Genomic DNA, 14,091 nt, shown 5'->3' on the forward strand with positions numbered 1-14,091 from the left:
AAAAATTCACGCACTAAATTCACCAACAACTCATTGCTCACTTTGCCCGTGCCAAAGGTTTCCACCATAATAGATGTAGGCTCTGCAACGCCGATAGCATAAGAAAGCTGAATTTCACAACGATCCGCTAAGCCTGCGGCAACAATGTTTTTCGCTACATAGCGTGCCGCATAAGCAGCTGAGCGATCTACTTTTGATGGATCTTTACCTGAGAATGCACCACCACCGTGGCGCGCTGCACCGCCGTAAGTATCCACGATAATTTTACGTCCTGTTAAACCGCAATCCCCCATTGGGCCACCAATCACAAAACGGCCTGTTGGATTAATAAAATATTTGGTGTATTTGCCGAGCCATTCACTTGGCAGCACAGGCTTGATGATTTCTTCCATTACCGCTTCGTGCAAGGCATTTTGGCTGATTTCTTCCGCGTGTTGGGTAGAAAGCACTACTGCATCAATGCCAACAATTTTGTCGTTTTCATATTTTAGTGTAACTTGGCTTTTCGCATCTGGACGCAACCAAGGCAAAGTGCCGTCTTTACGCACTTGCGCTTGGCGTTCCATTAAGCGGTGTGCATAGGTAATCGCCGCAGGCATTAACACTTCGGTTTCATTGGTGGCATAACCAAACATAATGCCTTGGTCGCCCGCCCCTTGATCTAACGGACTTTCACGATCCACACCTTGATTAATATCGGAAGATTGTTTGCCAATGGCGTTTAGCACCGCACAAGAATGGCCATCAAAGCCCATATCAGAATGTTTATAACCAATATCACAAATTACTTGGCGGGTAAGATTTTCAATATCCACCCAAGCTGATGTGGTGATTTCGCCGCCCACAAGGGCCATACCTGTTTTTACATAGGTTTCACAGGCCACACGGGCTTTCGGATCTTGTTTTAAAATTTCGTCTAATACCGCATCAGAGATCTGATCGGCAATTTTATCTGGGTGTCCTTCTGACACAGATTCAGAAGTAAATAAATAAGATGACATAGCTTTCCTTTAGTCTTAAATAAATTTGTTTAGATGTTTTTGCGTCTAGACGGCTATAATACGCTTTTTCGTTTAGAAAGCAAGCATTAATTCATTTGCACGCTTGCTTCTACGAAAGAAAAAATTTGCAAAATTTACACCGCTCTTTTACGCATCATTCGCCACAACAAGAGATTCACACCTCGCAATATTACTAGCAAAAAGCATAATAAATACAATGGAATATCACCTAATTGTGCATAAGGGGTTTTGCCTACGGTTGGTGCAATACGCTGGGTTAAGGTGGTTTCCACGAACTGTGGTGCTTGGGCGATCACCTGACCTTTGGCATCAATAAAGGCAGTGATTCCTGTGTTAGTGGCGCGAATTTCAGGCTTGCCTAATTCTAACGCACGCATTCTTGCCATTTGCAAATGCTGCCAAGGGCCGGTGCTATTGCCGAACCACGCATCATTGGAAATGGTCAGTAAGAAATCCGTTTCTGCGTGCAGATTTTTCTGCACTTGCGCACCGAAAATAATTTCATAACAAATTGCAGGTGTAAATTTACGCTGTTTGGCTAAAAATGGTTGCTGAATTTCTTCCCCTGATTGGAACGCTGACATCGGTAAATTAAACACCGAGCCTAGTGGACGCAGCAAACTTTCCAACGGTACATATTCACCAAATGGCACAAGATGATGTTTGTTATAGCGGTTGCTAGTTTGCTCGCTATAAGGTAAATCAGGATCGCCTAAGTTTATGATGGAATTGAATAATTTCCCTTTTTGCCAGTCTTGATAAATTGTGCCAATCATCACTTGCGTCCCAGTATCTTTGGTTGCTTGCTGCAAGGAAAGTAAAAATCGCTGAATATCATTCTCTAAAGTCGGCAATGCGGCTTCTGGCAAAATATAAGATCAGTTTTACCTAAATGCTGAGCGATAAGACGCCCATAGATCCCTAAGGTTTGATCAAGATAATGAGGTTCCCACTTCAAATTTTGTTCAATGTTGCCTTGCACAAGGGTGATGGTTAGGGCTTTTTCTGGCTTTTCTTGCGTATAATTGGCGCACGATGACCAGCTCGCTAAACCGCTTACAATTAAACACAACGCCGATTGTGAAGTGATCACCAACCATTTCTTATCTTTTTGTAATAGGTGAGAAATCAGCGAAAAAAGCACCGCACTTACCCACATTACAAAGAAAGTTAGCCCTTGCACACCAAAGATGGGCGCAAGCCCTGAAAATGGGCTGTCGATTTGTGTGTAGCCAAATTGCAACCACGGAAAGCCAGTAAATAACCAACCGCGTAAAAATTCGGTGAATGTCCAAAGCACGGGATAAAGTGCCAGATTATTCACCTTAAAGCGTTGAATTAAATAAGCAAACAACGTTGGAAACAGGGCAAGGTAAGCCGCTAGCAACACCACCAAAATATAGCTGAGCCACAAAGGTGAACCACCAAATTGGTGAATACTAACGTGTAGCCAATTCACCCCAAAAGTAAAAAAGCTCAAGCCCCATAAAAATGCGCCACAAAGTGCGGTGCTTTTTTTCACTGTTTTTGCCACCCATAATAATCCCAATAGGGAAACATAGGCCGCGCCCCAAAAATCAAAAGGAGAAAAGGCAAAAACGCCTAATCCCCCTGACAATAAAGCAATGAGATAAATTAATGCTGATTTCATTGAGTGCTATCGTTATTTTCTTCGTGAGTTTCCATTTCTTCCAAACATTCATCAGGCACGGTAACGCGCAACTGAATAATGCGGCGACTGTCTGCGGAAGTAACTTTGAAATGCAGGTTTTCAAGGGTGATTTCTTCGCCTCGCTTCGGCAAATGACCAAAGGCTTGCATTACTACACCGCCCACGGTATCCACTTCTTCATCGGCGAAATGGGTATGGAATTGCTGGTTGAAGTCTTCAATATCTGTTAATGCGCGCACTGCGTAAGTATGACGCGAAAGCTGACGAATATCCGCCACGTCTTCTTCATCAAATTCATCTTCAATGTCGCCAACGATTTGTTCCAAAATATCTTCAATGGTTACCAAGCCCGATACTGCGCCAAATTCGTCCACCACAATCGCCATATGAAAACGTTCAGAGCGGAAATCTTTTAACATTCTGTCCACCCGCTTACTTTCTGGCACGATCACCACAGGGCGAAGCAGGGAAAGTAAATCAAATTCTTCTGCATTAGAACGTAAAAATTTGAGCAATTCTTTGGCGTGTAAAATCCCGGCGATGTTGTCTTTTTCGTCCGTGATCACAGGAAAACGTGAGTGAGCGCTTTCAATAATGGTTTCCAAGCAAGAATCCAGATCCTGATCTGTTTCAATAAATACAATTTGCGAGCGCGGGATCATAATATCACGCACGCGCAATTCAGCGATTTCCATTACCCCTTCAATCATCTCACGGGTATCTTGATCGATTAATTCATTCTGTTCGGAATCACGGATCACCTCCACCAATTCCTCACGATTTTTCAGCTCACCTTGGAAAAATCGCCCAAAAAGAGAATGTAAAAAGCTCTTTTTGTTTGCTGTTTCTAAGCCAGTATTTTGGCTATCATCGGCCATTTTGTTATCTCTTATCTTCTTGGTTTATGAAAAAATAGTCGGGCTATCATATCAAAACTTAACCACTGAGCAAGGGGCAGGGAAGATTTTCTTATATTGAAAGAAAAAATTCCGTCAAAAAGTACCGCACTTTGTTTTATTTCGATTTTGTAGCTGGCATCGTGCGATACAGCTTTTGCTTATAAGCATAGCTGCCCCACAAGGCATAAGCTAAGGCTTCTTTTTTCATTGCTTCGGGAATTTCAGCTGGAATGAGCTTTCCTACTTGCGCATCATAACGGAAGCCTTGTACAGGTTGATTTTGCTGTAAAATCGCAACATCGTCCCCTTTGCGATAAGCCATTGTGCGGTCGAATTGCATTAGCGCACGATTCGGATCTTGCGGCTGGGTTAAATCATAACCGAGCATTGGATAATTGCCACTCGCCCCAATCAACGAAAGCAAGGTGGTCGGCATATCAATTTGGCTCACTAAACGGTTATCACGGCGTGGTGCAATGCCTTCCCCTAAAATCAGGGCTGGAATATGGAAATGTTTGATAGGCACTAAGGTGCTGCCATTCACGCGCGAATCGTGATCGGCAATCACTAAAAACACGGTGTCTTGCCAATAATTGGATTTTTTCGCTAATTGGAAAAAATCCCCCAAGGCATAATCGGCGTATTTCGCGGCATTGTTACGGGTTTGCTTAGGCTGTTCATAAAGTTCAATTTTGCCATCAGGAAACTCGAAAGGATCGTGATTGCTAGAAGTAAACACCAGACTAAAAAATGGTTTTCCACTTGTTTGCCATTGGCTAAATTGTTCATTGGCTTTGGCGAAAAGATCCTCATCGCTCACACCCCAAGTGGCGGTAAAGCGTGGATTTTTATAATCTTTTTCATCAATAATGGTTTCAAAACCATTGCCATAGAAAAAACTCGCCATATTGTCGAAGTGCTTTTCTCCGCCATAGATAAACGAAGTTTGATAGCCTTGCTGTTTTAAGAAATCCGCAATGGTGAAGAAATTATTTTGCGAACCGGATAATTTCACCACCGAACGGGCTGGCGTTGGGGTAAATCCAGCGGTTACCGCTTCAATACCGCGCACAGAACGTGTACCTGTGGCATAAAGATTCTCAAACAACCAGCCTTCTTTTGCCAATTCATCAAAATGCGGAGAAAGGGGCTTGCCACCTAGGGTTTGGACGAATTGCGCACCAAGGCTTTCTTCCAAAATAATCACTAAATTTTTTGGCTTGCCTTGATAGCTCGCCACGTTTTTTGTCATTGTTGGCAAGCTGTCAGAAATATAATCACTGGCAGGTCGCCCTCTTACCTGTTTAAGGGTTGCCACCACTTCGTCTAGTGGCATTTTGCCGTAAATTTCAGAAGAGCGATCTTCGTCTTTCATTTGCTGAATGGCAAACATTACGGAATAGCTAGAATTTAATACTAAAGAATTCACTAAGGGATCAGAAGAAAATGCCACCATTGCTGGGTTAATACCGCGATGCTGAAAACTTGATCTCGCGCCGATAAAGGTAAGTGCGCCGACAAGTAAGAACACCACAGGTCGCCAATACCATTTTGGATAAGACACATTTTTCCATAAATTAGCAGACAGTCGCCAGAAGCCATAAGCAAAAAGTGCGGTCAAAATTGGAGTTAAAATTAACGCCAGAATATGGCCGTTTGCGAGCATAGTAAACACTTCTTTTGGATTGACTAAATATTCCACAAACAAACGGTTTGGACGGAAATCATAGGTTTCGATAAAAGCAGGTGTGGCAATTTCCATAAAAATAATAAACACACCACTTAACACGAGCCATACGCGTACAAAGCCATTTACCAGCCGTCCAATTGAGCCATTACCTGCCAGAAAGCAAGTGAGCAAAATGGGCAAGGCGAATAACCAACATAGACTTGCTATATCAATCCTGATGCCTTGTAAGAATAGAGGAAGCCAGCCATCAACGGCAGAAATGCGATCGGCCTGCCAAATGCCAAGTAACAATCGGCTAATAGATAAAATAATGAGATTAATACAGAAAAAAATAAAAATAGGGGAAAATGCACCAAGTCGTTTTTTAAGGCAGTTTCATAATAATTCCTAAAAAAGAAAAAAAGTTTGTGCTTGTTAGAGCGGTAAGAATGATAAAAGTTCTTGTAATTTCTTGCTTTTTTTATTTCAAACAAAAAATAAATTCAAACGCTCAAAAGTATTAATGTTTTCTTCACTCAATCTTCCAAACGCAGAAATACTTTCCCTTTCATATAGCATAGCAACGCATATTCAGGTACAATCGCCCAGTCAAATTTTAGAGTTTAGTTTATTTATAAAATATGAAGAACATTCGTAACTTTTCAATCATTGCGCATATTGACCACGGGAAATCAACTCTTTCCGATCGTTTAATTCAAACCTGTGGTGGGCTGTCCGACCGTGAAATGGCGGAACAAGTATTAGATTCAATGGATTTAGAGCGTGAGCGTGGGATCACCATTAAAGCGCAAAGCGTAACGCTCAATTATAAAGCGAAAGACGGCGAAACCTATCAGCTGAATTTTATCGACACCCCAGGACACGTGGATTTTTCTTATGAAGTTTCACGTTCCCTTGCTGCTTGTGAGGGGGCATTGCTTGTGGTAGATGCAGGGCAGGGCGTTGAAGCGCAAACCTTGGCAAATTGCTATACCGCCATTGAAATGGATTTAGAAGTGGTGCCTGTGTTAAACAAAATCGACTTGCCTGCTGCTGAGCCAGAACGTGTGGCGGAAGAGATTGAAGACATTGTGGGCATTGATGCGATGGACGCCGTGCGTTGTTCTGCTAAAACAGGGCAGGGCATTGAAGATGTGCTAGAAGAAATTGTGAAAAAAATCCCCGCACCTGAGGGCGATCCTGATGCCCCATTGCAAGCCTTGATTATTGACTCTTGGTTCGATAACTATCTTGGCGTGGTTTCTCTCGTGCGTATTAAAAACGGTACGTTACGCAAAGGCGATAAAATCAAAGTGATGTCCACAGGGCAATCTTACAACGTGGATCGCTTAGGGATTTTCACCCCGAAACAAGTGGATACCCAAGTGTTAAACTGCGGCGAAGTGGGCTGGGTTGTGTGTGCCATTAAAGATATTTTAGGCGCGCCAGTAGGGGATACCTTAACCCTACACAATAATCCTGCAAGCACCGCGTTACCAGGTTTTAAGAAAGTAAAACCGCAGGTTTATGCAGGTTTATTCCCGATTAGTTCAGACGATTATGAAGCTTTCCGCGATGCGCTAGGTAAATTAAGCCTAAACGATGCGTCGTTATTCTATGAGCCAGAAAATTCCACCGCACTTGGTTTTGGTTTCCGTTGCGGCTTCTTAGGCTTATTGCATATGGAGATTATTCAAGAGCGTTTAGAGCGTGAATATAATCTTGATTTAATCACCACCGCGCCAACCGTAGTTTATGAAGTGTTGCAAACGAACGGTGAAGTGATCTATGTGGATAGCCCGTCAAAATTGCCACCGCTGAATAATATTAGCGAAATTCGTGAGCCAATTGCGGAATGTAATATGCTGTTGCCACAAACTTATTTGGGTAACGTGATCACCCTGTGCGTTGAAAAACGTGGCGTGCAGACCAATATGGTATATCACGGCAACCAAGTCGCGCTGACTTATGAAATTCCAATGGGTGAAGTGGTGCTGGATTTCTTCGATCGCTTAAAATCCACTTCGCGCGGTTATGCTTCATTGGATTATGGTTTCAAACGTTTCCAAGCCTCCGATATGGTGCGCGTGGATATTATGATCAACGGTGAACGTGTTGATGCGCTGGCGTTGATTGTCCACAAAGATAACGCCCCTTATCGTGGCCGTGAATTGGTGGAAAAAATGCGTGAGCTGATTCCACGTCAGCAATTTGATATTGCGATCCAAGCGGCCATTGGTAACCACATTATCGCACGTTCAACTGTGAAACAGTTGCGTAAAAACGTACTCGCTAAATGTTATGGTGGGGACGTAAGCCGTAAGAAAAAACTGTTACAAAAACAAAAAGAAGGTAAAAAACGAATGAAGTCTTTGGGTAACGTTGAAGTGCCACAAGAAGCGTTTTTAGCCATTTTACACGTTGGCAAAGATTAACAAGGAAAGAGAATGTCAAAATCAAACATATTTTTTATTCTATTAATTGCCGCAGGCTATGGAATATGGAAATGGTTGGAGCATTTAGGCTTGCCAAATACCTTCACCATTTTATTGATTTTATTAACCGCACTTTGTGGCGCGCTTTGGGCTTATTATCGTTTTGCAGTGCAGCCTAGACGTGATCGCCAAATTCAGCGCGTTGAACAGCGTAGCGGAAAATCGTTAAGCGAAGAAGAAAAGCGAAAATCGAACCGATTTCAGAGAGCGGTGAGTTTTTAGCTTCACTTTTTCCTGTGCTTGCCTTTGTTTTGATTTTGCGTTCTTTCTTATTTGAGCCATTCCAGATTCCATCTGGCTCAATGGAACCCACTTTGCGTGTAGGCGATTTCTTACTGGTGGAAAAATATGCTTACGGCATTAAAGATCCCGTTTTTCAAAATACCTTGATCGAAACAGGCAAGCCACAGCGTGGCGATATTATCGTATTTAAAGCGCCACCAGAGCCAAATGTGGATTACATTAAACGCATTATCGGCATTCCAGGGGATCGCATTGAATATAACGAAGCGGATCGCCATATTACGATTACTTATGGTAAAGACGGCAAAGAATGTACGGAAAATTGCGTAACTAAAGCGTTTACTTATAGCGAACCGCAGCCTGATGCGGATTTTAATATTATCATCGGGCAAGATCGCCAAGGTAAGCCGGTATATAGCAATGTTCACCCGTTAAAAGTAACCGAAACAGGCGATGTAACCCACCAAATTCATTGGGATCCACAACCGCCGAATGCCACTTACTTGTATCAAGGTTATCGCAACCAGCAAAATTACATCACCGAATGGGTTGTGCCAGAAGGGGAATATTTTGTGATGGGGGATAACCGCAATCACAGTGCAGACAGCCGTTTTTGGGGCTTTGTGCCAGAGAAAAATATTGTCGGCAAAGCAAAATATATTTGGCTAAGCCTGGATAAAAAACAAGGCGAATGGCCAATAGGTCTGCGTTTTGAAAGAATGTTTAGCAAAATTGAATAAAATCGAATAATCAGAATAATGACAAAAAACTTAGAACGCTTACAGCGTAAAATTGGCTATCAATTCCAAGATATTAATTGGCTTAAGCAAGCACTGACGCACCGAAGTGCGGCGAAAAATCACAATGAACGCTTGGAATTTTTAGGCGATGCGATTTTAAACTACACCATTGCAGATGCTTTGTATCAGCAATTTCCAAAATGCAACGAGGGGGAGCTCAGCCGTATGCGAGCCACCCTTGTGCGCGAACCCACCCTTGCCCAACTGGCGCGAGAATTTGAGCTAGGCGAATATATGCTGCTTGGGCCGGGCGAATTAAAGAGCGGTGGTTTTCGCCGTGAATCTATTTTAGCTGATTGCGTGGAAGCCATTATTGGGGCAATTTCGCTTGATCAAGATCTGCCAACGAGTACGCAAGTTACGCGAAAATGGTATCAAGATCTGCTAAAAAATATCAAACCAGGGGAAAACCAAAAAGACCCCAAAACTCGCTTACAGGAATATTTGCAAGCGTCCCATTTCCCTTTGCCGAGCTACAAAGTAATTGATATTAAAGGGGAAGCGCATAACCAAACCTTTACCGTAGAATGTCGTAAAAAATCAAATTGACCGCACTTTTATTGGCGTAGGTTCAAGCCGCCGTAAAGCGGAACAAGCCGCCGCAGAACAAATCTTAAAAATATTGGATATAAAATGACACAAACAACAGAACATCACCAAGAACAGCCAACCTACTGCGGATTTATTGCTATCGTAGGGCGTCCAAATGTGGGGAAATCTACCTTATTAAACAAAATCTTAGGGCAAAAAATTTCCATTACATCAAGAAAAGCACAAACGACTCGCCACCGCATTTTAGGCATTCAAACAGACGGCCCTTATCAAGCCATTTATGTGGACACCCCAGGGCTGCATATTGAAGAAAAACGCGCCATTAACCGCTTAATGAACCGCGCAGCAAGTAGTGCCATTGGCGATGTGGATTTAATTATTTTCGTGGTGGACAGCATGCATTGGAATGCCGATGATGAAATGGTGCTAAATAAACTGCGCCGTGCTAAAGCACCTGTGGTGTTGGCGATAAATAAAATCGACAATATCAAAGATAAAGAGGATTTACTGCCATTTATCACCGAAATCAGCCAAAAATTTGATTTTAAAGCCATTATTCCAATCTCGGCACAACGTGGCAACAACGTGCAAGAACTGGAAAAAATCGTGTGTGAATCCTTGCGTGAGGGCGTACATCATTTCCCTGAAGATTACGTTACCGACCGTTCACAGCACTTTATGGCATCTGAAATCATTCGGGAAAAATTAATGCGTTTTATGGGCGAAGAGCTGCCTTATTCCGTAACTGTTGAAATCGAACAGTTCAAAACGAACGAACGCGGTACTTATGAAATCAACGCGCTAATTTTGGTTGAACGCGATGGCCAGAAAAAAAATGGTTATCGGCAATAAAGGACAAAAAATCAAAGTGATCGGTACAGAAGCACGCGCTGATATGGAACGCTTATTTGACAACAAAGTTCATTTGGAGCTTTGGGTGAAAGTGAAATCAGGCTGGGCAGATGACGAACGCGCCTTGCGCAGTCTGGGATATATGGAAGAATAGACGCAAAGCAATTAAACTTGTATTGCTGCTTTCTTTCCTTTTGTCTATGGTATAAAGCCAACAATCCACATGTAACACATGTGGATTTTCAATTTCCACATAATTCTATAGAGCATTACATACAGCTAAAGAATAGCTTAAATACTAACAGCCTAACAATAACGGGACTTATCTGTTATATCACGAGAGATATAGAGAATATTTTCGCTATTCCGCTGCTTTGACTACATACACTATTCATAGCTGACCAAATTTAGTTATAAACAAGGCTTGCACTTGCAAGCCTTTAAAAAAATTATAAATTATTTAACCGCACTTGAATTAGATCAGCCTCAATCGGACTTGCTGTTTTTAGCCCTTGCTCAAAACTGGCTTTGGCACTTTCTTTATCCCCTTTGGCCAGTTGAATATCGCCTTTTAATAACAGCGAGGCACTATTCCACGCCTCACCTTTTACTTGTTGTAAAGAAGCCAAAGCATTATCAAATTGCTGCTGTTGGAACTGTACTTCCGCTAAACGTAACGCACTTACTGAGCGCAAAATATCATCATCTGCATTAGTTAAGGCTTGTTTAAGTAGATTTTCTGCTTGAGCAAACTCTTGTTTTTGCACAGAAATACTTGCAGCATCTAATAAGGCAAACACAGCATAAGCGGTTTTATCATTGCTTTGTGCGAATTGTTCTACACTTCCCACGTTTGCTTTATCCGCCTGAAATTGGCTCACAAGCTGTTCATATTGTGCTGAACGTTGTTGATTTTGCGCAATTTGATGAGATTGCCAATAACGCCAACCAAAAACGCCTGCAAGGGTTAGCACGAAAATCGCGACAACTAATTTGCCATTTTCTTTCCACCACGTTTTCAGTTCATTCAGTTCTTGTTCTTCTTCAATGGTATAAGCCATAGTTTTTCCTTATTCAAATATATTTTTAAAAAAATCTACCACATCAGCTTGCGCTAAAACTTGCTGTTCGCCACCAAGCAAATCTTTGACCACCACTTGCTGATTTTGTGCTTCACTTTCACCAATAACAAGGGCAAATTTGGCGCCCACTTTATCTGCGCGCTTAAACTGTTTCTTGAAATTTCCACCGCTACAATGGGTCATTGTGCGTAAGTGCGGTAAATTTGTGCGAAGTTTTTCAGACAATTGGAAAGCCGGCAAGGTCGTGCCTTCTCCCGTATGAACCACATAAATATCCACTGCATTTGGTAGATCAATATGCTGATTCACTTCTTGCACCAATAATACTAAACGCTCTAAGCCCATTGCAAAGCCCACGCCTGTGGTGGCGTGTCCACCAAGCTGTTCGACTAAGCCATCATAACGGCCTCCACCACACACTGTACCTTGCGCGCCAAGTGCGCTGGTTACCCATTCAAACACAGTTTTGTTGTAATAATCCAAACCACGCACTAATTTTGGATTCACCTCATAAGCAATCCCCATTGCATCAAGCAAGGCACATAGCTGAGCGAGATGCTCGCGACTTTCTTCATCAAGGTAATCTAATAATTTAGGCGCGTCGTTTAGCACTTGTTGCAGGGCTTGATTTTTGCTGTCTAAATCCGTAATGGATTTTCTAAGCGTTCTTTTTCTTCTTCACTAAGCAAATCAATGTGCTGCTGTAAAAATTCAACCAACGCAGAGCGATAATTTTTGCGTGCTTCTAAAGAGCCGATAGAATTGAGTTGTAAGCTAACGTGTTGATCGATACCAAGTTCTTTCCACAAGCGAGCCGTTAATAAAATGAGTTCCGCATCAATTTCTGGATTGGCGATCCCAAACACTTCCACACCTGCTTGATGGAATTGACGATAACGGCCTTTCTGCGGACGTTCGTGGCGGAACATTGGCCCGAGATACCACAAACGTTGCTCATTATTATAGATCCAGCCGTGTTCAATCGCCGCACGCACACAGCCCGCTGTTCCTTCAGGGCGGAGGGTAAGCTGTTCATCATTATCCCAAAAGGTGTACATTTCTTTAGAAACCACATCGGTAACTTCACCGATAGCACGCGCAAAAAGCGGGGTGCTTTCCACAATCGGCATACGTACTTCAGAATAACCATAACTTTGTAAAACATTACGAACCTTGCTTTCCACCCATTGCCACAACGGGCTTTCCGTTGGGGAACAATCATTCATTCCACGAATTGCTTGAATTGTTTTCGCCACAATATTTTCCTTAAATAATTCGATTTTTTGGATCTTGTTGTGCCACTTTAGCACGAATCTTTGCTTCTAATTGATTGATTAGATCTTCATTATCAAAACGTTCTTTTTGGCGTTCGCCATCAACATAATAACCGCTTTTCTTGTTGCCACCCGTAACACCAAGATCTGATACCAGTGCTTCGCCCGGCCCATTCACCACACAGCCAATAATGGAAACGTCCATTGGGGTGATAATATCTTCAAGGCGTTGTTCAAGGGCGTTCACTGTGCCGATCACATCAAATTCTTGACGAGAACAGGTTGGGCAAGCGATGAAATTAATTCCACGAGAGCGGATACGCAAGGATTTCAAAATATCAAAGCCCACTTTAATTTCTTCTACAGGATCAGCGGCTAAAGAAACGCGTAAGGTGTCGCCAATTCCTTCAGCGAGCAACATTCCAAGCCCCACTGCAGATTTCACCGCCCCCGCTCTTGCACCACCAGCTTCGGTAATGCCTAAATGCAACGGCTGTTTGATCGCTTTTGCCAATAAACGGTAACTTTCTACCGCAAGAAACACATCTGAGGCTTTCACGCTCACTTTAAACTGATCGAAATTAAGCCGATCCAAAATTTCAACGTGGCGTAAGGCACTTTCGAGCAAGGCTTCAGGCGTTGGCTCACCAAATTTTTCTTGAATATCACGCTCCAATGATCCCGCATTAACCCCAATACGAATAGGAATATTCTTATCTTTGGCACAATCCACCACGGCACGAATGCGATCTTCACGCCCAATATTACCGGGGTTAATACGCAAACAATCCACGCCATATTCCGCCACTTTCAAAGCAATACGATAATCAAAATGAATATCCGCCACTAATGGCACATTCACTTGTTGCTTGATTAATTTAAACGCTTCTGCTGCATCCATTGTAGGTACAGAAACCCGCACAATATCCGCCCCAACACGTTCAAGGGCTTTAATTTGTGCCACTGTGGCTTCTACGTCCGTGGTGCGTGTGTTAGTCATAGATTGCACGGCAATAGGTGCATCGCCCCCTACGGGAACATTGCCCACATAAATTTTTGTCGATTCACGACGTTTAATATTCGGTTTAAATGACGACATTATGATCTCTTTGCTTATTGCAATTTGAATTTAGCGACACGGCCATCAACTTTAAGCGGATAAGCCTCACCTTTATAGGTAATTTTTACGCTACCCGGTGCGCCAATAGTCAAATCATAAGTAGTTTGTTGGTTAAAATTAAGTACTTCACCTTGTTTATAAAGTTTTTCCGCTAACACTTTACGATTTGCATCACGTACACGAACCCAGCAGCTCGCACCAGTAATTTCAATACGCAGTACACTATTCATTGCTGGCGTAGAAATTTCAGAATTTTCCACCGCACTTTCCATTGTACTGAGATTTTCACCCGCATTAATTTTATTCATCTCTGATTGTAATAGCTGTGCTGAAGTTTCAGATTGCGCCGCTTGACGATCAGTATTTTCAACATTCACTGATTGAGCTGCTGCCATCTGCGGCTGCGCATTT

Annotated in this window: 7 protein-coding genes and 5 pseudogenes; 4 read left to right on the top strand and 8 right to left on the bottom strand. The window is 42.6% G+C overall.

Annotation, left to right across the window (positions count from 1 at the left end; translation table 11 throughout):
- From metK to C3Z13_RS03145, 4 genes and pseudogenes are all read right to left on the bottom strand, one after another.
- A partial coding sequence (metK, locus tag C3Z13_RS03130; RefSeq protein ID WP_103854972.1) for a methionine adenosyltransferase occupies nt 1–1,001 on the bottom strand: 1,001 nt, incomplete at its 3' end.
- Between the two features lie 134 nt (nt 1,002–1,135).
- A pseudogene (gene lnt, locus C3Z13_RS03135) lies at nt 1,136–2,673 on the bottom strand (apolipoprotein N-acyltransferase).
- A complete protein-coding gene (corC, locus tag C3Z13_RS03140) occupies nt 2,670–3,572 on the bottom strand; it encodes a CNNM family magnesium/cobalt transport protein CorC (protein ID WP_103854024.1) in 903 nt (300 codons plus the stop codon). Before corC ends, lnt begins: the two are co-directional and overlap by 4 nt.
- A gap of 136 nt (nt 3,573–3,708) precedes the next feature.
- Nucleotides 3,709–5,574, bottom strand: a complete 1,866-nt coding sequence (locus C3Z13_RS03145) for an LTA synthase family protein (RefSeq protein WP_245872522.1) — start codon at nt 5,572–5,574, stop codon at nt 3,709–3,711.
- Nucleotides 5,575–5,903: 329 nt separating this feature from the next.
- On the opposite strand from C3Z13_RS03145, the gene lepA reads away from it, so the two are divergent.
- The 4 genes and pseudogenes from lepA (at nt 5,904) to era (ending at nt 10,358) form a co-directional block, all read left to right on the top strand.
- The gene (lepA, locus tag C3Z13_RS03150) at nt 5,904–7,697 is read left to right on the top strand and encodes a translation elongation factor 4 (RefSeq protein ID WP_103854974.1); all 1,794 of its coding nucleotides are present in this window, start codon (nt 5,904–5,906) and stop codon (nt 7,695–7,697) included.
- A gap of 12 nt (nt 7,698–7,709) precedes the next feature.
- Nucleotides 7,710–8,740, top strand: a pseudogene (lepB, locus tag C3Z13_RS03155) (signal peptidase I).
- 18 nt (nt 8,741–8,758) lie between these two features.
- A pseudogene (gene rnc / locus C3Z13_RS03160) lies at nt 8,759–9,437 on the top strand (ribonuclease III).
- A pseudogene (gene era, locus C3Z13_RS03165) lies at nt 9,434–10,358 on the top strand (GTPase Era). Before rnc ends, era begins: the two co-directional pseudogenes overlap by 4 nt.
- Nucleotides 10,359–10,653: 295 nt before the next feature.
- Here era and C3Z13_RS03170 read toward each other — a convergent pair.
- The 4 genes and pseudogenes from C3Z13_RS03170 to C3Z13_RS03185 form a co-directional block, all read right to left on the bottom strand.
- Nucleotides 10,654–11,265: a YfgM family protein gene (locus C3Z13_RS03170; protein ID WP_103854975.1), complete on the bottom strand. Its 612-nt coding sequence runs from the start codon at nt 11,263–11,265 to the stop codon at nt 10,654–10,656.
- Between the two features lie 9 nt (nt 11,266–11,274).
- Nucleotides 11,275–12,542, bottom strand: a pseudogene (gene hisS / locus C3Z13_RS03175) (histidine--tRNA ligase).
- 10 nt (nt 12,543–12,552) lie between these two features.
- Nucleotides 12,553–13,659 carry a flavodoxin-dependent (E)-4-hydroxy-3-methylbut-2-enyl-diphosphate synthase gene (gene ispG, locus C3Z13_RS03180; RefSeq protein ID WP_103854016.1) on the bottom strand — a complete coding sequence of 369 codons (1,107 nt, stop codon included), beginning with the start codon at nt 13,657–13,659 and terminating at the stop codon, nt 12,553–12,555.
- Between the two features lie 14 nt (nt 13,660–13,673).
- Nucleotides 13,674–14,091 (bottom strand): RodZ domain-containing protein (locus C3Z13_RS03185; protein ID WP_146256859.1); only part of this gene is annotated, 418 nt, incomplete at its 5' end.

Source organism: Avibacterium endocarditidis, assembly GCF_002921145.1.
Taxonomy (GTDB): Bacteria; Pseudomonadota; Gammaproteobacteria; order Enterobacterales; family Pasteurellaceae; genus Avibacterium; species Avibacterium endocarditidis.